This window comes from Pseudooceanicola lipolyticus (assembly GCF_002786325.1).
GTDB lineage: Bacteria > Pseudomonadota > Alphaproteobacteria > Rhodobacterales > Rhodobacteraceae > Pseudooceanicola_C > Pseudooceanicola_C lipolyticus.
Window position 1 is genome coordinate 25,071 of sequence record NZ_PGTB01000020.1, and the last position, 20,236, is coordinate 45,306.

Consider the following 20,236-nt stretch of genomic DNA (forward strand, 5'->3'; position numbering starts at 1 on the left):
CGGGACCTCTACCCGTAGCCAAGAGGCCCCGGATCACCTTCGCGGCGGCGGCAGGGAGGCACGGCCATGAAACGCCTCATCGAAAAGGGCCTGATGTTCGGCAACCTCTACCACGTCTCCTCGCACGCGCTGGTCGAGCGGTATAACCGCGCGCTGGAACATCTGACCGGCAGGCGCACGCAGCTTGCCGATTTCCACATCGACCTCTCCGGCTATTCGCCCGAGATCGGCGACGAATTCGGCGATGACCTCTATCTCAACCACAACGGCGTCAACCGGCAGTTCATCCTGCTGACCACCGAGCAGAAACGCTGCCCGCTGCTGAACGTGAAATTCTCCACCTCACGCGAGATCCTGAAACGGTTCATCACCGATAACGAAACCCAGCTCTTCGCGCTCACCGCCACCGATGCGGTGGCGGGCGAGCTGATCAATTCGGTTTTCGACATCTCGCACCCCGCCCGCCTGTTCGACATCACCAGCATCGGGATCGAGGCCGACACCACCACCGGCACCCTGCGCCATGCCGAACGGCTGGCCGGGCTGGTCGATCGGTTCAAGACCGAGGAGGATGGCTGGTTCGACGATGTGCTGATCGCCGAGATGATCGGGCTGGCGCAGAAATCCGGCGACATCACCCGCAACCCGGTACGGCTGAAACAGAAAAGTTACGACCAGCCCGATTTCTGGACCGCCCATTTCGGCGGTGCCTACCTGTTCCGCTCGGTGCCGCATCCGGCGCTGATCGCCGTCGGTGACAAGCAGGGCTTCGACGGTGTGCCGCTGAAACATGTCTTCGACCTGGAGGACCGCAACCAGATCGCCAGGTTCCTCGATCTGAACGACCTGGTCGAACCCATCGTCAAGGCGCGCGGCATCGACGCGGTGGCGATCCTGCGCCAGAAGATGGATTTCATCGTCATCGATGCCGCCGCCGACCTCGACCTTGACCTCACCGGCCTCACCCGTCCCGACATCCGCCGCCTGGCGCGGGCCAATGCCGACCGCCTGCCGCGCGCCTATCACGGGCTGAACGCGCTGCTGAAATGGGCGGTGGAGGGCGGCAGGTGGCCGCGCATCGATTCCTCGGACCCGGCCTATTTCTATTCGCTGCGCGCCGCCGACACGCCGCAGCGCGACCTGGTCAACATGCTGCTGGCCAATCTCACGCCGCTGGACATCCGGCAGCTGTTCATCTGCCACAAACAGCTGTTCTACGACCTTTACCGCACCTGGCCCGAGACCAAGCGCGCCTTTGTCGCCGATTTCCTCGACCGGGAATATCAGGTGGACAAGGCCGGGGCACGCGCGGCACTGTTCGGGCACGAGCCGGATATGGGCGGCCGCCCGCCGCCCCGCCCGGTGGAAGAAATCGTTCGCAGGGTCGGGCCCTGGGGCGCAGTCAGGAGATAGGCGATGGGCTTTGTCCGTCTTACCATAGTCGGCCTGATCGTCATGACGGCGGCCTATTTCCTGATCTCGCTCTATTCGCGCTCGGTCCGGCGCGAAAAGCTGGAAAAACGCTGGGCGGCGGAACATCCCGGCGCCACCGACATGGCGGCGCGCGCGGCCTATGTTGAAAAAGGGATGGCCGAGTATCACGCCAGCCTGCGGCCCAAGCTGATCCTGCTGGTCTATGTCATCCCGGTGATCGTCGTCGCCGCGATCCACATCGTCACCACCTATTACTGAGGAGCGCCCATGCGCCGCATCAAGACCGCCTTTTTCATCCTTGTCTTCGTGATCGTCGGCGGCTTCCTGCATTATGTCCTGCCCCAGCATGACATCGTGCGCATCACCTCGACCGAGGTGATCCGTACCGATTTCAACTGGCTGAACCGCCCGTTTTACGCCCAGGCCGACAGCGGCGCCTCGGAACTGGCCACCCGCGACCTGCGGCTGATCAATACCGAGAAACGGCGCACCTGGTTGCTGGGCTTCTTCCCGCGCGGCTCCACCCGCGTCATGGTGTATCGCAACGAGGATACCGGCTGGATCTGGCCGCCCTATTTCAAGTTCGACAGTTCCGACCTGCAGGCCCAGGCCGCCGCCAATGTCTCGACCAATGCCAATCCGCAATGGGCGGTGCTGACCCATTACGGCTGGCGCAACAAATACCTGTCGATCTATCCCAACGCCATCGGCATCCGCCCGGTCGAAGGCCCGGACGTAACCGTGATCCCCTGGTTCAACATCGTCTTCTTCTTCTTCCTCGCCATCGCCTGGGGCTTTCTCAGGGCGGTCTGGCGCCAATTCCGCGAACGCACCATCGACCCGACGATGGACGATATCGAGGAACAGTGGGACACGGTGGGCCATCACCTGTCCGAACGCCGCGGCCGATTCCGCCGCTGGCTCGACACCTGGCGGGCAAAAAAATAGACGGGCAAAAAAATTGCCAACCGGTTGAAACCATTTCGGTCTCGGCGCGTTAACGAATTGGAAGCAGCGACCTGAGGTTGCTTCCGCCCATCCTGCCACCGGGTTTGCCCGGTCCCCCCCAGGCCCGCCTCTCATCCCCAACGAGGCGGGCCGCCCCTTTTTCGGGGGTCAGAACTCCGCCGCCGCCCGGAACCGCAGCGCCGCGCCGCCATCGGGATGGCGGATCTTCAGCTCTTCGGAATGCAGCATCAGCCGCGGATGGTCCCGCGCCGCGCCCTCGGCATAGAGCGGATCGCCCAGGATCGGATGACCCAGCGCCAGCATATGCACCCTCAGCTGGTGGCTGCGCCCGGTTTTCGGGTTCAACCGCACCCGCGTGGTGTCGCCCTCGTGGCGCAGCACCCGCCAGTCGGTCACCGCCGCCCGGCCGTTCTGGTGATCGACCATCTGCCGCGGCCGCCGCTCCCAGTCGACAATCAGCGGGAGGTCCACCGTACCGGTTTTCGGCGCCAGCCGGCCGGCCAGCCGGGCCAGATAGGTCTTGCGCGCCTGCCGCTTCTCGAATTGCAGCCCCAGATGCCGCTGCGCATGCGGCGTCAGCGCAAATACCATCACCCCCGAAGTGTCGCGGTCCAGCCGGTGCACCAACAGCACCTGCGGAAACACCGCCTGCAACCGGGCGATCAGGCAATCGGCCAGATGCGCGCCCTTGCCCGGCACCGACAGCAGCCCGGCGGGCTTGTTCACCACCAGGATTTCCGCATCGTCATGCAGGATCTCGGGCATCCCGGGGGGTGGTGCATATACGCTCGAAACCGTCATCGCGCCTGACTAGCGGCGCGTTGCCCGGCACACAAGACGCCGCGTCGCGCTGGACAGACCTCGCCCGCCCGGTCAGTCTGGCACCGCAGCGCAAGGGAGGACAGGCGATGCACCCCACCATCAGTACCCTGCAACAGGTCGTGGCCAGCGGCGAGGACAGCCGCATCGCCGCGCTTCTGGCCGAAGACGTGCGGTTTCTGCCGCCGACCTACTGGGCCACCTGGACCGGCCGCGCCCCGGTGGCCGCGGTGCTGGGCCATGTCGGCCAGGTGTTCAGCGATTTCCGCTATCGCCGGGTGATGGGTGCGGGCCGCGACTGGGCGCTCGAATTCGAATGCAAGATCGGCGATCTCGACGCGGTTGGCGTCGATCTCCTGACTTTGGACGATGACGGGCTGATCGCGGTGTTCGAGGTTGCCATGCGCCCGCTGAAATCGGTGGCCGCCCTGCGCACGGCAATGAATGAACGGGTGCAGGGCGATCCACGCTTCCTGGCCTATCGCGACGCGCTGCGCTGAGCGGCGGCGATGGCGGTCAGCCCTGCTGCGGCAGCCCGTCCTCCAGGTCGTAGTAGTCGCCCTTGTCATCGACAAAGATATGCCGGGCCAGTTGCACCCCGGTCGGCGTGTCAAAGGCGCCCATCGCGATCGAGATCCTGTCTTCTTCCTCATGCTGCCAGAACAGGAAACTGCCGCAGACGCCGCAAAACCCGCGCCGCGCGTTGACGCTGGCGCGATACCAGATCAGCGAGTCCTGCCCGCTCAGCTCCAGCGCCGACTGCGGCACATGGGTCGAGGCCCAGGCATGGCCCGACATCTTGCGGCACATGCGGCAATGACAAACCGATGGCGGCGCCAGCGCGCCCGACAGCTGGAAGGTGACGGTGCCGCACAGGCAAGACCCCTTGTGCATCTCTACCCCCTTGGTTGCGGCGTGGCGCTGACTCCCAGCAGCACGCCGTAGATGATGAAACAGACCGCCATGATCCGGCGGAACCAGGTGTTGAACACCATGCCCAGCGCGGCCCGCCCGATCCCCGCGCCCAGCGCGGTAAAGGTGGTATAGCTCAGTGTGGTGATCACCAGCGCCGTCGGCACGATAAACACCATCTGGCCCCAGATCGGCACATCCGGCTGCACGAATTGCGAAAAGGCGGCGAGATAGCCGGCCACGCTTTTCGGATTGATCGTCGCCACCGCCAGCGCGTGCAGGTAGACATGCCGCGCCGGCCGCGGCGCGGCGCGCACCGGCCGGCCGGCATTGATCCAGCTGCGGATGCCCAGCCAGACCAGCACCCCGGCCCCGGCCAGCTTGGCCAGGAAAAACGCCGCTGGCGAGGCGGCGATCAGCGCGGTGATGCCCAGCGCCGACAGGATCAGAAAGGCAAAGGACTGGGTCAGAATCGCCAGCACCCCCACCATCGCGCGCCAGAACCCCAGGGTCATGCCGTTGCTGATGCAATTCACCGCATTCGGCCCCGGCGTGGTGACAAACACCACCCAGAACAGGGCAAAGACGGTCCAGGCGTGAAAACTCATCGCCACGCGGCCCAACAGGTTGGGACCGGGCGGAACACCGGGAGTTTGAACATGCGGCACCCGCCTTGCTGTCGGATTCGGTCCTGCCATGCTGCCGCGCCGCACCGGAAAATGCACTTGGTTTTTTGGTCGCGCGCCGCTGTCCCGGACCCCGCTCCGGGATCTCCCGGCCGCCCCTCGCCGGTGCAGGCTTGCCTAATTTGACGCCACCCGCCCCACCGACTCATTGTGGCACACACCCGAATACCCACAAAATATAGAGGAGTCCGCCGCGCTTCGCCCAAAAATTAGGCGCCTTACGCGGCGTCGCAGCAAAATTCGCGCGATAAATGCTGCATTGCGGCATTTCTGGCGCGCATCCGCAGCGCCCGCGTCCTAGACTGGATGTCAATCACATGAGGGGAGGATCAATGACCCGACGCACAGCCTGCAAAGGAGATTAAACAGATGTGCCTGACCGCCGAAGCGCTTGCGCTGTTCCTCAACCTGCTGGACCCGCAGATCATCACCACCGAAAGCGGCCGCATCACCGTTCACGCCAGCGAACGCAATGCCGTCTGGGAGCTTTCCGGCGAAAAATGGTGCACAAACGCGCCGCAACAGGACCGGCTGGCGCGGCTGCAGGCGAACTGAGCCTGCGGCAGGCTCAGAGCCGCCCGAACACCTGCTGCAATATCGCCTGCAGTGCCGTGGCGTCGCTCTGATCAAAGGCGTCCGGCTGGTCGCTGTCGATATCGAACACCCCGATCAGCGCCCCGGCACCGTCCCGCACCGGCAAGACCAGCTCGGACCGGGTGCTCGCGGCACAGGCGATATGATCGGGAAACGCCTCGACATCGGCAACCAGCTGCACTTCGCCGGTGCGGGCGGCGGCACCGCAGACCCCGCGCGAAAACGGGATCACCAGACAGCCATGGCCGCCCTGATACGGCCCGATCTTCAGCACTTGCGGTGCGGTCACCCGGTAAAACCCGGTCCAGTCAAAACGGTCATCGGCATGATGCACCTCGCAGGCGACGGTCGCCATCAGCGCCACCGCATCGGTCTCGCCTTCGGTTAGCGCCGCGATTGTTTGCGTCAGGGTCGGGTAATCGGCGCGCATCTTCACCTCAAATTGCACATCATTCGCTGCATGGCCCGCTGCATACCGAATGGTAAGCCTTGCCGTCTAGGATCTTGCTGCCGAATCCCAGCACAAGGACCACGCGGATGAGTTTGACCAGCAGGGTAGCGGACGGGTTACAGATCGTCACCGTCGATGCCGAACGTATCGACGCAGCAGGCGCAATCCAGTTCAAGGAGGAGATGCGCAGCGAAACCGCCAGCAGCGCAGCGCGGGTGGTGCTGGACCTCTCCGCCGTCGATTTCATCGATTCCAGCGGGCTGGGCGCCATCGTCGCCGCGATGAAACAACTGGGCGATGACCGCCGCCTGGACCTGGCCGGGCTGTCCCCGGCGGTCGACAAGGTGTTCCGACTGACCCGGATGGATACCGTCTTCAACCTCTACCCGTCGCTCCATGACGCACTCGCGGCTGAACGGGGCTGACCCGCATCCGCCGCTGCGGCCGGCGGCGCACAGCGGCACGGGCCGGATCAGCGCCAATACCGGCGGCGCGCGCAGCGCCATCCGCGCCACGATGCAGCGGCTGGCCGGGGCCGGGCTGGCGCCGGAAACCCGCGAAAACGTGCAGATCGTGCTGGCCGAGGTGATCAACAACATCGTCGAACATGCCTTTGCCGGCAACACCGCCGCGACATTCGTGATCGAATTCCACCTGTCCCCCGACCAGTTGCAGCTGACGCTGACCGATCGCGGCCGCAGCTTTCCCGCTGGCCGGCTGCCGCCGCCTCGCGTGCCCGATCTGTCCGGCCCGCGCGCCACAATGCCCGAAGGCGGCTTTGGCTGGCCGCTGATCCGCATGTTGACCAGCCGGCTGGCCTATCGTCGCGAAAACGGACAGAACCGGCTGGATCTGTGGTTCGACCTGGCCACGCCGGCCGCCCCCGACCCGGCAAACTGACTATTTCCCGCGCAAAAAGCGCACAGAATTCGCGCTGCCGCAAAACTGCCCTATTCGCTCCCTACTGCTGCCCGAATGCCAGCGGAAAACAGCCATGTAGCTGCATAAAGCTTCCCTCGGTGCCGCGTGTCATAGCCCCCACCCAGTGCGCGGCACCGAGGATTTTCTTCCCCCCGACTTTCACGCATTGGCAACCCGCGCCCTGCCACCTATGGTCCGCTGCAAAGGACCAAGGAGGTTAGTATGCGCGATTTTCACCTGCCGGGGCGCTCACCGGTGCTGGCAACCAATGGCATGTGCGCCACCTCCCATCCGCTTGCCGCGCAGGCGGCGCTGGACATGCTCAAATGCGGCGGCAATGCCATGGACGCGGCGATTGCCGGGGCGGTCCTGTTGGGCATATGCGAACCGGCGATGACCGGAATCGGCGGCGATTGCTTCATGCTCTACACCCGGCCGGGCAGCGATGACATCCATGCGCTGAACGGCTCGGGTCGCGCCCCCGCCGCCGCCGATGCCGCGAAACTGCGCGCCGCCGGGCACAGCACGGTTCCCCTGGGCGGTGTTTTGCCGGTCACCGTGCCCGGCGCCATCGACGCCTTCTGCCACCTGGCCGACACCGTCGGCAAACTGGGGATCGACACGCTGCTTGCCCCCGCGATCGAGTATTTCGAAGCGGGTGTGCCGGTGGCACCGCGCGCCGCCTCCGACTGGGCCAGGGATTTCGGGGCGATCCAGGGCAGCGCCCGCTCGGCCTATCTGTCCAATGGTGCCCCGCTGCGCCAGGGCCAGCTTTTCCGCTCACCCGGCCAGGCCGAAGTGCTGCGCCGCATCGCCGCCCAGGGCCGCGACGGGTTCTATACCGGCGAGGTCGCCGAGGACATGATCGACTCGCTGAACCGGCTGGGCGGCGAGTTCACCGCCGAGGATTTTGCCGCCACCCGCTGCGACGCGACCGAACCGGTGCACAGCCGCTATGGCGACCGGACGCTGTTTGAACATCCGCCCAACGGCCAGGGCGCCACTGCCTGCCTGATGCTGAACATCCTGTCGCATTTCGACCTCGCCGCGATGGACCCGCTGGGCACCCAACGCGCGCATATCGAAGCCGAGGCGGCCAAGCTGGCCTATGACGCCCGCAACCGTTTCATCGCCGATGCCGGCCATACCACCCGGCTCGATCACATGCTTGCCCCGGAAACCGCCGCAAAACTCGCGGCCCTGATCGACCTGAAACAGGCTATGCCCGCCGCCGCGCCGCTGACCGAGTCGGTGCACAAGGACACGATCTATATCACCGTGGTCGACCGCGACCGCATGGCGGTGTCGCTGATCTATTCGATCTTCCACAGCTTCGGCTCCGGCGTCGCCTCGGACAAGTTCGGCATCCTGTTCCAGAACCGCGGCGCCGGTTTCACCCTGGAAGAAGGCCACCCGAACGAGTTGAAGGGCGGCAAGCGGCCGATGCACACCATCATTCCCGCGATGCTGCGCGATGGCGAAACCCTGATTCCCTTCGGCGTGATGGGCGGCGCCTATCAGCCCAACGGTCATGCCCGCTTTGTCAGCAACCTGACCGATTACGGCATGGCCCCGCAGCAGGCCATCGACGCGCCGCGCTGTTTCTCCGATACCGGCGAGATGAAGGTCGAACGCGGCTACAGCGACGCGGTGCGCCAGGAACTTGCCGATCTCGGCCACCGGGTATCGATCCCCGACACCGCGATCGGCGGCGCCCAGGCGATCACCATCCATCCCGACGGCGTGCTGGAAGGCGCCAGCGACCCGCGCAAGGACGGCTGTGCAATCGGCTACTGAGCCGTCAGTTCAGGTTGAAATGCAGCGGGTAGGACCCGTCTTCGAACGGGCCGAACATCTCAGGGATGTCGGGGTGGTCCACCGGCTCGCCGGAATAATCGGCGATCAGGTTCTGCTCCGACACATAGGCCACGTAATAGCTCTGATCGTTCTCGGCCAGCAGATGATAAAACGGCTGCGCCTTGGTCGGGCGGCTGTCCTCGGGAATCGCCTGATACCATTCCTCGGTGTTGGAAAATTCGGGATCCACGTCAAAAACCACCCCCCGGAAGGGATGCTTCCGATGGCGGACTACCTGTCCCAAACGATATTTCGCGTGCCTAGCCAGCATACATATAAGCCCCCATCAGGCTTCTAGCCGTTTTGCGTCCTATTTGTCCATGAATTGAGCCAGATTTGTCAGAAACAGTCTGTGAACTTCATTACGACAGTGGATCTTCATCACGACAGGGGATCTTCGCGCAGCGGCCAGAGCCCCGTCACTGTTGCCCCGAATGTGGTTTGCCTGAAGCGCCACTTGATGTAGGATTGCATCAAAAAAGGCACGAGGCAAATGAGCAGAACACTTTGCGTCATGATTCTGGCGCTGATGCTGTCGTCCTGTGGCGGCGGCTACAAGTCGCCTCCCCACGATCTGGACAATGCCTGCAGCATCGCGGTCCAGCGGCCGAAATATGTCCGGGCTTTCAAGGCGACCGAGCGGCGCTGGGGGGTTCCGGTGGCGGTGCAGATGGCCACGATCTATCAGGAAAGCCGGTTCCGCGGCGACGCGCGCACCCCGTTCCGCTATGCGCTGGGCATCATTCCGATGGGCCGGCAAAGCAGCGCCTTCGGCTATAGCCAGGCGCTGGACGGCACCTGGGACGATTACCGCCGCGCCACCGGCAAGCGCCGGGCCAAGCGCGACAATATCCGCGACGCGTCGGATTTCATCGGATGGTACATGACCCGCAGCCGCGACAAGAACGGCATCGCGCTCAATGACGCCAGGAACCAGTACCTGGCCTATCACGAGGGCCATTCCGGCTATGCGCGCGGCAGCTATAACAGCAAAAGCTGGCTGTTGCGCGTCGCCGACGAGGTCGAGGCGCGCGCGGTGCTGTACAATTCCCAACTGGCGCGCTGCGGCTAACCCCCCGGCGCGGTGGCAAAATCGCGCCTCCCGCGTTCTGGACTTAGATCAAGTTCCATCTGGACCTATAATTCCGGCCGTTTTCGCGCTGTTCTAGGTCCAAGCGGCGGGCGGCGTGGGCTGCCGATGTCGCATGAGCGATTCCACCAGAACACCGGAAAGGGCCTGCCATGGACGGCACCTTCAACGAAAACGACATCTCGCACATCGTGGCCGCCGACAAGGCGCATGTCTGGCACCACCTGAGCCAGCACAAACCCTATGAAACCTCCGATCCGCGCATCATCGTCGAGGGCAAGGGCATGCGCGTCTGGGACCAGAACGGCAAGGAACATCTGGATGCCGTCTCGGGCGGGGTCTGGACGGTGAATGTCGGCTATGGCCGCGAAAGCATCGCCAACGCGGTCCGCGACCAGCTGCTGAAGGTGAATTATTTCGCCGGTTCCGCCGGCAGCATCCCCGGCTCGGTCTTTGCCGAAAAGCTGATCGGCAAGATGCCCGGCCTGTCGCGGGTCTATTACCTGAACACCGGCTCGGAGGCGAACGAGAAGGCGTTCAAGATGGTCCGCCAGATCGCGCATAAGAAATTCGGCGGCACCAAGCACAAGATCCTTTATCGCGACCGCGACTATCACGGCACCACCATCACCTGCCTGTCGGCCGGCGGCCAGGATGAACGCAACCTGCAATACGGCCCCTTTACCCCCGGCTTTGTCCGGGTGCCGCATTGCCTGGAATACCGCAAGCACGAACAGGACGGCGCCCCGGTCGAAAATTACGGCGAATGGGCGGCCGAGCAGATCGAACAGGTGGTGCTGCGCGAGGGCCCCGACACGGTGGGCGCGCTGTGCCTGGAACCGGTGACCGCCGGCGGCGGCGTGATCACCCCGCCCGAGGGCTATTGGCAGAAGGTGCAGGAGATCTGCGACCGTTACGGCATCCTGCTGCATATCGACGAGGTGGTCTGCGGTATCGGCCGCACCGGCACCTGGTTCGGCTATCAGCATTACGGAGTGAAACCGGACATGGTGACCATGGCCAAGGGCGTCGCCTCGGGCTATGCCGCCATCGCCTGCCTGGTGACCACCGAAGAGGTGTTCAACCTGTTCAAATCCGATCCCACCGACAAGCTGGACCATTTCCGCGATATCTCGACCTTTGGCGGCTGCATCACCGGCCCGGTCGCGGCGCTGGAAAACATGCGCATCATCGAAGACGAAGGGCTGCTGGACAATTGCAATGCCATGGGCGCCCGGATGATGGACAACCTGAATGCGATCAAGGACAAGCACGCCATCGTCGGCGACGCGCGCGGCAAGGGCCTGTTCTGCGGCCTGGAACTGGTCAAGGACCGCGAGAGCAAGGAGCCGGTGGAAGAAGCCAAGGTCGCCGCCGTGGTGGCCGAATGTGCCGCGCAGGGCGTGCTGATCGGCGCCGCCAACCGCTCGGTTCCCGGCTATAACAACTACCTGTGTTTCGCGCCTTCGCTGATCGCCACCGCCAGCGATATCGACCAGATCACCGGCACCGTCGACAGCGCGCTGACCAAGGTGTTCGGGTGACAGGAAAAATCGATTTTTCGCGGCATTTTTCGGCGCCGAAACATCGCGCGGGCCGACGCATTCGGGCGCGCTTCCCCTGCAAGGGCACTGCCCAGCCCGACCAGTTGGCCAACTGACATGCCATGCGGTGCCAGCGCACCGGCCCCGCATGGCCCTAATGCTGCCGCTTTGGTAATCTAGGGCCAGGACAGGTTTCTCTGGCTCGAAGGCGGCACATGGCATCCCGGATCCCCGCGACCGAAACAACCGGCGGCGTCGCCAAACTTTTGGCGCGCCGGATCGCAGCCGTGCTGACCGCGTGGCTCTGCCTCATCCCCGCCATCGCCCTCGCCCAGGATGACACGTTCCTGCCGGATGCCCCGGATACCGCCGCCTGCACCCTGCCCACACCATCGGAATTTGCCCGCATCGTTCTGGTTGGCGGCGGGGTCGGGGCAACGCTGTCCAACGTCGCGCTCGCCGGGCCCGATGGCACCACCACCATGGCCACGCTCGACATCGAGCCGGGCGATGGCGGGCTCTATCTGGTCGCCACCACGCCGGGCAGCATCGTCTGGACCCTGACCGGCGCGGTCGAACGGGTGCACGAATTTATCCTGCCCGAGGGCGCCGGCGTTGCGGGGCTGGATCCCGCGCGGGTCACATTTGCCGCGCCCGGCTGCATCCCGCCGCCCTTTGCCGACAGCGCCGCGCCCTCAGCGCAGCGCGCCAAACAGGCGCTGTCCGATGTGCTGAACCGCCCGGTCGATCACATCTTCGCCGGCGCAAGCATCGGAACCGTCCGCTTGCCCTCGGGCACGGTCGAACTGCCCGAGGCGCAGGAAGATCGCTGGGGGCATCTGGCTGCCGAGGGCCAGGGCGTTGCGCAGGAGGGTGGCAACTTCCGCATGATCGTGAACGGCCCGACCCATATGGGCGCGGTGCAACCCGGCGATGCAGAGAAGCTGGAACAGCAATTGCTGAACCGCCTGCAAGCGGTCTATCCCGGCGGCATCGCCCGGCTGAACGCCCGCGACATCACCACCGCCGCCCCGGCAGAGGCCTATGACATCCTGCCGGGCGAGGCCGGCCTGTTGTTGCTGCTGCACTCCGGCGCCATCGTTCCCGGCCCTGATGGCCAGCTGGTGATCACCCGCCCGATCGCCCGCCTGCCCTATGGCTTTCGCGACGGACGCGGCCGCCGCTACCTGCTGCAAATCGACGTGCCCCTGCCGCCCGGCCTGCCGGATCCGGCGGCGGTGATCCTCGACCGCTTCGGCCGCTGCCTGGCCGGGGCAGAGTGCAACTAGGCGGCGCGACCCCCCCATGAGGCCACGCCGACCGGCGCGGTTGAATCACAGCGCCGCCGCGACATTGGCGGACCCCATTTGGCCCGAGTCGGAAATTTCCTTGCTCAATCGCCCGGTGCGGCCAGAATGGCCGGGAGCAACCGCAGGACGGGCCCGACATGCAGGACGCAACCCGAACCATCCAGCGCGCCGCGCATCAATTGGACGAGGCCGCGCAGGCGCTGGAACAGGCGATTGCCGATCTCGGCACGCTGCAGGACAAACATGACGGCATCACAAAGCGGATCATCGAACTGGTGAAAACCCGCGACAAGGGCTGGGATGCCACCGCCCGCTCGGCGCTGGCCGCGCTCGGCGGCAAACACGCGCTGCAACAACGCGCGCTGGACCGCGCCCGCAACACGCTCAGCGCCGCACGGGCGGCCTATGATTGCGAGCGCGTGGCGTTCGACACCCTCAGCAGCCGCTATGCCGACAGCCTCGCCCAGCAGAAAACCGCCAGGCTGGACGCCCATCGCCGCGAGGGCGCATTGTGCCGGGTGATCCACCAAATGGTCAACGATCTCTGGCCGGGGCGCGATCCCGAGGGCGCCTGCGCGTCGGATTTTGCCGTTCCCGAAACCAGCTTTGGCTATATCGCGCTGGATATTCCGCGCTTTCTGACCTTTCTGATGCGGCTGGACGCGATGCTGCGGTTGGATCCGGATTATACCGACGACAGCGGCGGCTATCGCCCGGTCAGCTATCTCGAGGTCGGCTGCGGCCAGGGCCGCAACCTGATCATCGCGCGCAACGCACAGCTGATCACCTGGTCCAGCCTGTCGGGGTTTGACCTCAACACGGTGATGATCAAGGGCGGGCAGGACCAGCTGGGTTTGGGCGAGGCCCTGTTCACCGCCGATGCGCTGACGTTCGACTATGGCGGCTATGACGTGATCTTTTCCTACCGGCCGCTATCCGATCCGGTCTTGCAGACGCAGCTGGAGGAACGGATGGTGCGCACGATGACCCGGGGCAGCTATTTCCTGGCGCCCTATGCCTATGACCTCACGCTCTATCCGGCGCTGGAACCGATGGGCGATGGCACCGAGATCTGGAAGAAAACCGGCGAGCACCAAGCGCCCTAAGTCCAGATTGCCAGCGCCCTAAGTCCAGACTAGGGTCCCCCCGATGGCAATCTCGGTCGAAACCTTTTTCCTGGCCCCCGATGCGCAGGGCACGCTGCAGTCGCAGATCCAGGAGATGATTGCCCAGGGCATCCTGTCGGGCCGGTTTCACCGCGGCGAAAAACTGCCCTCCTCGCGCAAGCTGGCGCTGCATCTGGGCGTCAGTCGCATCACCGTGACGCTGGCCTATACCGAACTGCTGGCCAACGATTATCTCAGTTCGCGCGGCCGCTCGGGTTATTTCGTCTCCGACAACGCGCCGGTGCCGCCGGTCTACGACCCCGCCCCGCACAGCGAGGACCGGGTCGACTGGACCCGCGCCATCACCCACCGCTTTACCGGCGGCGACACCCCGCGCAAACCCGATGACTGGTCGACCTACCGCCATCCGTTCATCTACGGCCAGGTCGACCCGACCCTGTTCGACCACGCCAATTGGCGCATCTGCGCGATGCGGGCGCTGGGGGCCAAGGATTTTGCCGCGCTCACCTCGGATTATTACGACCGCGACGATCCGCTGCTGGTCGAATTCATCGCCCGCCACACGCTGCCCCGGCGCGGCATCACGGCCCGCCCTGCCGAGATCCTGATCACCATGGGCGCGCAGAACGCGCTGTGGCTGGCCGCGCAGCTGCTGCTGGGCCCGCAGCGCCGGGCGGTGGTGGAAGACCCCAGCTATTACGCGCTGCGCGACCTTCTGGGCCACACCCGCTGTGCCACCCTGCCCGTGCGTGTCGATGCCGACGGGCTGCCGCCCGAACAGGTGCCACCGGGCACCGACGTGATTTTCTGCACCCCCAGCCACCAGTCGCCAACCACGGCGACCATGCCGATGGCCCGGCGCCGCGCCTTGCTGAACCGCGCCCGCGACCTCGACGCGCTGATCGTCGAGGATGATTACGAATTCGAGCTTTCCTTTCTCGGCGCGCCCTATCCCGCGCTCAAGTCGATGGACCGGGACGGGCGGGTGATCTATGTCGGCTCGTTTTCGAAATCGCTGTTTCCCGGGCTGCGGCTGGGCTATCTCGTCGGCTCCGAGGCGTTTATCCGCGAGGCGCGCGCGCTGCGCGCCTCGGTGCTGCGCCACCCCCCCGGCAACATGCAGCGCACGGCGGCCTATTTCCTGTCGCTCGGCCATTACGACACCCAGATGCGGCGCATGGCCAAGGCGCTGCATGCCCGCCGCCGTGCATTGGAACAGGCGATCGGTCAGCACGGGCTGACCATCGCCGGGCGCGGGGTCTATGGCGGTTCGTCGCTGTGGATGCGCGCCCCCGAGGGCGTGAACACCACCCGGCTTGCCACGGTGCTGCGCAGCCGCAGCGTGCTGATCGAACCGGGGGCGCCGTTTTTTGCCGGGCCGGACAAGCCGCAAGGCTTCTATCGGCTGGGCTATTCCTCGATCCCCGAGGGGCGGATTGCCGAGGGCATCGCCGGGATCGCGCAGGCGATCCCGGAAGCGCTCAGTTGATCAGGCCGGCATGGCGCATCGCATCGTCGATCGCCGATTTGGTACTGTCTTCCAGCCCGGTCAGCGGCGAGCGCACCTCCTCGGTACACAGCCCCAGGCGCGACAGCCCGTATTTGGCGCCGACCAGGCCGGGCTCGACAAAGATCGCCTCGTGCAGCGGCATCAGCCGGTCCTGGTACTCCAGCGCCTTGGCGTAGTCGCCTACCAGAGTCGCCTGCTGGAACTCGGCGCACAGCCGCGGCGCCACATTCGCGGTGACCGAGATGCAGCCGACCCCGCCATGGGCATTGAACCCCAGCGCCGTGGCATCCTCGCCCGACAGCTGGATAAAGTCGGCGCCGCAGGCGCTGCGCTGCTGGCTGACACGCTCCAACTTGCCGGTGGCATCCTTCACCCCGACGATGCGCGGCAGCTTGGCCAGCTGCCCCATCGTTGCCGGCGTCATGTCCACCACCGAGCGCGGCGGAATGTTGTAGATGATGATCGGCAGATCGCAGCAATCATGCACCGCGGTGAAATGCGCGATCAGCCCGCGCTGGGTGGGCTTGTTGTAATAGGGCGTCACCACCAGCGCCGCATCGGCGCCGACCTTCTCGGCAAAGCGCATGAACCGGATGGCTTCCACCGTGTTGTTCGACCCGGCCCCGGCAATCACCGGGATGCGGCCCGCCGCGGCTTTTACCACCGCCTCCACCACGCTTTCGTGCTCTTCGTGGCTCAGCGTCGGGCTTTCCCCGGTCGTGCCCACCGGCACCAGCCCGGTCGAGCCTTCCTCGATATGCCACTCGACCAGATGTTTCAGCGCGTCCAGATCCACCTCGCCGTTGCGGAACGGGGTGACCAGGGCTGGCATCGAGCCTCTGAACATCGGACGCACTCCTTTTACTGTCGTCACTGTGCTATGGCGGCCCATGCGCCGCCGGGAATTTGCCTTTGGCAAGAATGTGAGTTGAACCTTGCCCGGCAGTCGATATCGTCTGAAGCCTCTAGCCTTGGTTGCCTGGAAAATGCAAGTGATGACGCGAATTCTGGCGATGGCCGCACTGCTGTGGACCACGCTTGCCCTGCCCGCCCTTGCCGGCGAGGCCGAGGCGCTGTCGCGGGCGATGTCCCGCATGAAATCGGGAGAATGGAGCGCCGCGCTGGACGCCGCCGGCCCTGAGGGATCGGTGCCGCGCGATATTATCGAATGGCACCGCTTGCGCGCCGGTCACGGCACCGCGGCCGAGGTCATTGCCTTTCTCACCCGGCGCCCCGACTGGCCCGGCCTGGACTGGCTGCGCCGTAACAGCGAACCGGCCATCGTCGCCGCCGGGCGCAACACCGTGCTCAGCTTTTTCCGCGATCAACCGCCGCAGTCCCCCGAAGGTATGCTGGCCCATGCCACCGCGCTGATCGCCAGCGGCCAGAAAGGCGATGGCGAGGCGGAACTGGTGCTGGCCTGGCGCACCATGCCAATGGGCGAGGCGATTCAGGCCGCCTATCTGTCGGCCCATGGCAAGCTGCTGGCGCCGCATCACGCTGCCCGGCTCGACCGGCTGCTGTGGGACGATCACCTGGTCAGCGCCCGCCGCATGTTGCCGCTGGTGGATGACGGTCAGCGCAAGCTGGCCGAAGCGCGCATCGCCCTGCGCGAACAGGCGCCCGGCGTCGATTCAAAAATCGCCGCGGTGCCCCAGGCGCTGCAAGACTCGCCCGGCCTGGCCTATGACCGCTTCGTCTGGCGCCACCGCAAGGGCCGCGAATCCGACGCGGCCGAGCTGCTGATCCAGTGCAGCACCAGCGCCGACCGCCTGGGCGAACCCGCCGCCTGGGCCGCCCGCCGCGTCGACCTGGCGCGCAGCTTCATGCTGGCCGGCGACCCGGTGCGCGCCTATCATATCGCCGCCTCGCACCACACCACCCCCGAAGCCGGCTATGCCCATGCCGAGCTGGAATGGCTGGCCGGCTATATCGCGCTGAGCGATCTGAAGGATCCCACCACCGCGCTGCGGCATTTCGAACGGTTCGACGCCGCCGTCGATTCGCCGATCTCCAAGGGCCGTTCCGGCTATTGGTTGGGCCGCGCGCATCAGGCGCTGGGCCAGGCCGAGGCCGCCAAGGCCGCCTATACCATGGCGGCGCAATTCCAGACCTCGTTTTACGGCCTGCTGGCGGCCGAACGCGCCGGCCTGCCCTTCGACCCGCTGCTGCGCAAGCCCCCCGCCCTGCCCGACTGGCGCAACGCCGCGTTCACCGGCTCCAGCGTGCAAAAGGCCGGCCTGATGCTGCTGGCCGCCGGCGAACCCGTGCTGGCCGAACGGTTCTTGACCCACCTGGTCGAAACGCTGGAACCGGGCGCGGCGGCGCAGCTGGGCCAGATGGCGGTCGATCTCGACCGCCCGCACCTGGCGGTGATGATCGCCAAGCGCGCCGCGCGCCGGGCCATCCTGCTCTATGGCGCCTATTATCCGTTGCACCCGGTCGGCGCCATGGACCTGCCGATGGCACCGGAAATGGTGCTGGCCATCGCCCGCCGGGAAAGCGAATTTGACCCCAGCGTGATCAGCGGCGCGGGCGCGCGCGGGCTGATGCAGGTGATGCCGGGCACCGCCCGCGCGGTGGCTGGCGATCTGGGCATCCTGGGCAGCCACGACACCGGGCGGCTGATCTCGGACTGGCAATACAATGCCAAGCTGGGCGCCAATTACCTGGCCGGGCTGGCCGGCGAATTGCGCGGCAACGTGGTGATGATGTCGGCCGGCTACAATGCCGGCCCGTCGCGGCCGCTGCGCTGGATGGACCGGTTCGGCGACCCGCGCGAGGCGAAGCCGGCAGACGATGCCCGCATCGTCGACTGGATCGAACGCATCCCCTTCGACGAAACCCGCAACTATGTCATGCGGGTGACCGAAAGCCTGCCGGTCTACCGTGCGCGCCTGGGCAAAGACCCGTTGCCGGTGCCCTTCTCGCAGGAACTGGCCGGATCAACGCTTTTGTCTTTCGCGCCATAAGGTGAACAGGCCCGCCGCGACGATGATCGCGACGCCGATCACCACGTTCGAGGTCAGCACCTCGCCGAACACGATCAGGCCGATGGAGGCGGCAAAGACCAGCTGGAAATAGGCAAAGGGTTGTACCGCGCTGGCCTCCGCCACCTCGTAACAGCGGATCAGCAGCCAGTGCCCCAGCGCCCCGGTGACGCACAGCGCCGCCATCCAGATCGTATCGGGGCCGCTCATCGGTTCCCACGACGACAGGCCGATCAGGGTCATGAACACCGCCCCGGTCACCCCGGTCCAGAAAAACGATGTGGCAGTACGGTCGCGCCGCCCGGCATAGCGGGTCAGCAGGCCGTAAACCGCGAACATCACCGCCGCCAACAGCGGGATCACCGCAGAGGGATCGAACACGCCATAGCCCGGCTGCAGAATGATCAGGACACCGACGAAACCGACGGCAATCGCGCTCCACCGCCGCCAACCGACCTTTTCGCCCAGGATCGGCCCCGACAGCGCCGCCACCAGCAACGGATAACAGGTGAACACCGCGTGGCTCTGCACCAGGCCCAGCACGGTAAAGCCGTAGATCATCACGCAGATCTCGCCCGCCAGCAGCAGCCCGCGGATGATCTGGATCAGGGGCTGCGAGGTGCGCGCCGCCGCCCGCAGCCCGCCGGCACTGCGCGCCGCGACCGCCATCACGAACAGCGCAAAGAACCAATAGCGGATCATCACCACCATCAGCGTGTTGTACTCGCCCGCCAGATAGCGCGAGATGCCGTCCTGCACCGAGAACACGACGGTGGTGGCAATCATCAGCGCCACGCCCAGGCGCACGTTGTTGCTTTGCGCCGACGGGGTCTTCGGCGCGATAACCAGGCGGTCCGGCTGCATCTCAGGGTTTCTCCGCTATCGTCATGTGACGTTTGCGGCCATACCCCGGCTTTCGTGTAACAGTAAAGCCCGCCTCGGCCAGCCCGCGCCGCACGAAACCCGCCGCGGTATAGGTGGCCGCCGTACCGCCCGGCGCGGTGTGGCGGGCGACCTCGGCCATCAGCGCGGGTTCCCACAGTTCCGGGTTCTTGGCCGGCGAGAACCCGTCAAGAAACCAGGCATCCGCCACGCCCTCCCAGGTGGCCAGCCGCTGCCGCGCATCGCCGATCACAACGGTCAGTTCGGCGCCGCCCACCTGCATCGCCAGCCCGTCCAGCCGCCAGGCCGCCAGCAGTTCCGGCGCCAGCGCCGCCAGTTCCGGAAACGCCGCCAGCGCCAGCGCCATATCCCCGGCCGCCATCGGAAACGCCTCGAAACTGACAAAGCGCAACGTGCCCACTGCGCCCGCCGCCTGCCAAGCCTCGACCGCGGTCAGAAAGTTCAGCCCGGTGCCAAAGCCCAGCTCGCCGATGCAGAACCCGTCGCGGAACCGCCCCGGCAGCCCGTTGCCGTCAAGGAACACGTGGCGGGTCTCGGCCAGGCCGTTTTCCAGGCTGAAATAGGGGTCGTCGAACCGCGCCGACACCGGCACCCCGCCGTCGCGCCATTCGATCTCTGCCTGCTGGTCCTGCATCCGCGAAAGCCTTAGTCTAAGACGGCGCGACACTGGCGAAAGGGTCCGGCATTGGCAATGGCCGAAATCACCATCCGCGGCGCTGGCATCTTCGGCCTGTCGATCGCCTGGGCCTGTTCACGGCGCGGCGCCCGAGTGCGGGTGATCGACCCGCTGGGCCCCGGCGCCGGCACCAGCGGCGGCATCGTCGGTGCGCTGGCGCCGCATGTGCCGGAGAACTGGAACGACAAGAAGGCGTTCCAGCTCGACAGCCTGCTGCTGGCCGAAGCCTTCTGGGCCGGGGTCGAGGCCACCGGCGGCCTAACGGCCGGCTATGGCCGCAGCGGGCGGCTGCAACCGATTGCCGATGAGGCCGCGCTGGACCTGGCCCGCAGCCGCGCCGAAAACGCCAAAACCCTGTGGCAGGGCAAGGCCGACTGGCGCATCCTGCCGGTGAACCAGGCCGGCCCCTGGTGCCCGGCCAGCCCGACCGGCCTGGTCATTCA

General features: G+C 65.9%; 23 protein-coding genes. 15 read left to right on the forward strand and 8 right to left on the reverse strand.

The window, feature by feature from the left end; all coding sequences use genetic code 11:
* Window positions 1–66: 66 nt before the first annotated feature.
* Genes CVM52_RS08290 through CVM52_RS08300 form a run of 3 tightly spaced genes read left to right on the forward strand, consistent with a single transcriptional unit; the run spans window position 67 to window position 2,382 of the window.
* Entirely contained in the window at window positions 67–1,413 is a 1,347-nt protein-coding gene (locus CVM52_RS08290) for a DUF6638 family protein (RefSeq protein ID WP_100162042.1), read from the forward strand.
* A gap of 3 nt (window positions 1,414–1,416) precedes the next feature.
* Window positions 1,417–1,692 carry a hypothetical protein gene (locus CVM52_RS08295; RefSeq protein WP_100162043.1) on the forward strand — a complete coding sequence of 92 codons (276 nt, stop codon included), beginning with the start codon at window positions 1,417–1,419 and terminating at the stop codon, window positions 1,690–1,692.
* 9 nt (window positions 1,693–1,701) lie between these two features.
* Entirely contained in the window at window positions 1,702–2,382 is a 681-nt protein-coding gene (locus CVM52_RS08300) for a DUF1523 family protein (RefSeq protein ID WP_100162044.1), read from the forward strand.
* 168 nt (window positions 2,383–2,550) lie between these two features.
* Here CVM52_RS08300 and CVM52_RS08305 read toward each other — a convergent pair whose 3' ends face one another.
* Window positions 2,551–3,204, reverse strand: a complete 654-nt coding sequence (locus tag CVM52_RS08305; RefSeq protein ID WP_100162045.1) for an RluA family pseudouridine synthase — start codon at window positions 3,202–3,204, stop codon at window positions 2,551–2,553.
* Between the two features lie 107 nt (window positions 3,205–3,311).
* Between CVM52_RS08305 and CVM52_RS08310 the strand changes: the two genes are divergently transcribed.
* Complete coding sequence (locus CVM52_RS08310) at window positions 3,312–3,722, forward strand: nuclear transport factor 2 family protein (RefSeq protein WP_100162046.1); 411 nt, start codon at window positions 3,312–3,314, stop codon at window positions 3,720–3,722.
* A gap of 16 nt (window positions 3,723–3,738) precedes the next feature.
* Here CVM52_RS08310 and CVM52_RS08315 read toward each other — a convergent pair whose 3' ends face one another.
* Both CVM52_RS08315 and CVM52_RS08320 read right to left on the reverse strand, forming a co-directional pair.
* Complete coding sequence (locus tag CVM52_RS08315) at window positions 3,739–4,116, reverse strand: GFA family protein (protein WP_100162047.1); 378 nt, start codon at window positions 4,114–4,116, stop codon at window positions 3,739–3,741.
* 2 nt (window positions 4,117–4,118) lie between these two features.
* Entirely contained in the window at window positions 4,119–4,742 is a 624-nt protein-coding gene (locus CVM52_RS08320; RefSeq protein WP_100162062.1) for a LysE family translocator, read from the reverse strand.
* Window positions 4,743–5,189: 447 nt separating this feature from the next.
* Between CVM52_RS08320 and CVM52_RS08325 the strand changes: the two genes are divergently transcribed.
* On the forward strand, window positions 5,190–5,375 hold the full coding sequence (locus tag CVM52_RS08325; protein WP_100162048.1) for a hypothetical protein: 186 nt from the start codon (window positions 5,190–5,192) through the stop codon (window positions 5,373–5,375).
* A 13-nt stretch (window positions 5,376–5,388) separates the two neighbouring features.
* Here CVM52_RS08325 and msrC read toward each other — a convergent pair whose 3' ends face one another.
* Window positions 5,389–5,844, reverse strand: a complete 456-nt coding sequence (gene msrC / locus CVM52_RS08330; protein WP_100162063.1) for a free L-methionine (R)-S-oxide reductase MsrC — start codon at window positions 5,842–5,844, stop codon at window positions 5,389–5,391.
* Window positions 5,845–5,951: 107 nt separating this feature from the next.
* On the opposite strand from msrC, the gene CVM52_RS08335 reads away from it, so the two are divergent.
* The 3 genes from CVM52_RS08335 to CVM52_RS08345 all read left to right on the forward strand — a co-directional run bounded on the left by CVM52_RS08335 (window position 5,952) and on the right by CVM52_RS08345 (window position 8,583).
* Window positions 5,952–6,290 carry an STAS domain-containing protein gene (locus CVM52_RS08335; protein ID WP_100162049.1) on the forward strand — a complete coding sequence of 113 codons (339 nt, stop codon included), beginning with the start codon at window positions 5,952–5,954 and terminating at the stop codon, window positions 6,288–6,290.
* On the forward strand, window positions 6,262–6,765 hold the full coding sequence (locus CVM52_RS08340) for an ATP-binding protein (RefSeq protein ID WP_100162050.1): 504 nt from the start codon (window positions 6,262–6,264) through the stop codon (window positions 6,763–6,765). Before CVM52_RS08335 ends, CVM52_RS08340 begins: the two co-directional genes overlap by 29 nt.
* 243 nt (window positions 6,766–7,008) lie before the next feature.
* Window positions 7,009–8,583, forward strand: coding sequence for a gamma-glutamyltransferase family protein (locus tag CVM52_RS08345; RefSeq protein ID WP_100162051.1), 1,575 nt, complete (start codon window positions 7,009–7,011; stop codon window positions 8,581–8,583).
* 4 nt (window positions 8,584–8,587) lie between these two features.
* Here the strand turns inward: CVM52_RS08345 and hspQ are convergent, their stop codons facing one another.
* Window positions 8,588–8,914: a heat shock protein HspQ gene (hspQ, locus tag CVM52_RS08350; RefSeq protein WP_100162052.1), complete on the reverse strand. Its 327-nt coding sequence runs from the start codon at window positions 8,912–8,914 to the stop codon at window positions 8,588–8,590.
* Window positions 8,915–9,136: 222 nt separating this feature from the next.
* Here hspQ and CVM52_RS08355 point away from each other — a divergent pair, with 222 nt between their 5' ends.
* The 5 genes from CVM52_RS08355 to pdxR all read left to right on the forward strand — a co-directional run bounded on the left by CVM52_RS08355 (window position 9,137) and on the right by pdxR (window position 15,203).
* Window positions 9,137–9,715 carry a transglycosylase SLT domain-containing protein gene (locus CVM52_RS08355; RefSeq protein WP_100162053.1) on the forward strand — a complete coding sequence of 193 codons (579 nt, stop codon included), beginning with the start codon at window positions 9,137–9,139 and terminating at the stop codon, window positions 9,713–9,715.
* A gap of 170 nt (window positions 9,716–9,885) precedes the next feature.
* Window positions 9,886–11,277, forward strand: coding sequence for an aminotransferase family protein (locus tag CVM52_RS08360; protein WP_100162054.1), 1,392 nt, complete (start codon window positions 9,886–9,888; stop codon window positions 11,275–11,277).
* Window positions 11,278–11,492: 215 nt separating this feature from the next.
* Window positions 11,493–12,566: a hypothetical protein gene (locus tag CVM52_RS08365; protein ID WP_100162055.1), complete on the forward strand. Its 1,074-nt coding sequence runs from the start codon at window positions 11,493–11,495 to the stop codon at window positions 12,564–12,566.
* A 158-nt stretch (window positions 12,567–12,724) separates the two neighbouring features.
* Window positions 12,725–13,693, forward strand: coding sequence for a class I SAM-dependent methyltransferase (locus CVM52_RS08370; protein ID WP_100162056.1), 969 nt, complete (start codon window positions 12,725–12,727; stop codon window positions 13,691–13,693).
* Between the two features lie 43 nt (window positions 13,694–13,736).
* Complete coding sequence (gene pdxR / locus CVM52_RS08375) at window positions 13,737–15,203, forward strand: MocR-like pyridoxine biosynthesis transcription factor PdxR (protein ID WP_100162057.1); 1,467 nt, start codon at window positions 13,737–13,739, stop codon at window positions 15,201–15,203.
* On the opposite strand, the gene dapA is transcribed toward pdxR, so the two are convergent.
* Window positions 15,196–16,071 (reverse strand): 4-hydroxy-tetrahydrodipicolinate synthase, encoded by an 876-nt coding sequence (dapA, locus tag CVM52_RS08380; protein ID WP_100162058.1) that lies wholly within the window; start codon window positions 16,069–16,071, stop codon window positions 15,196–15,198. The genes pdxR and dapA overlap by 8 nt on opposite strands.
* A gap of 148 nt (window positions 16,072–16,219) precedes the next feature.
* Between dapA and CVM52_RS08385 the strand changes: the two genes are divergently transcribed.
* A complete protein-coding gene (locus tag CVM52_RS08385; protein ID WP_100162064.1) occupies window positions 16,220–18,196 on the forward strand; it encodes a lytic transglycosylase domain-containing protein in 1,977 nt (658 codons plus the stop codon).
* Here CVM52_RS08385 and CVM52_RS08390 read toward each other — a convergent pair.
* Both CVM52_RS08390 and mnmC2 read right to left on the reverse strand, forming a co-directional pair.
* Window positions 18,170–19,078, reverse strand: coding sequence for a DMT family transporter (locus tag CVM52_RS08390; protein ID WP_100162059.1), 909 nt, complete (start codon window positions 19,076–19,078; stop codon window positions 18,170–18,172). The two genes, CVM52_RS08385 and CVM52_RS08390, sit on opposite strands and share 27 nt — an antisense overlap.
* A 1-nt stretch (window position 19,079) precedes the next feature.
* Window positions 19,080–19,751, reverse strand: a complete 672-nt coding sequence (gene mnmC2, locus CVM52_RS08395) for a tRNA (5-methylaminomethyl-2-thiouridine)(34)-methyltransferase MnmC2 (RefSeq protein ID WP_100162060.1) — start codon at window positions 19,749–19,751, stop codon at window positions 19,080–19,082.
* Between the two features lie 57 nt (window positions 19,752–19,808).
* Between mnmC2 and CVM52_RS08400 the strand changes: the two genes are divergently transcribed.
* On the forward strand, window positions 19,809–20,236 hold a 428-nt coding region (locus CVM52_RS08400; RefSeq protein WP_133119814.1), incomplete at its 3' end, for an FAD-dependent oxidoreductase.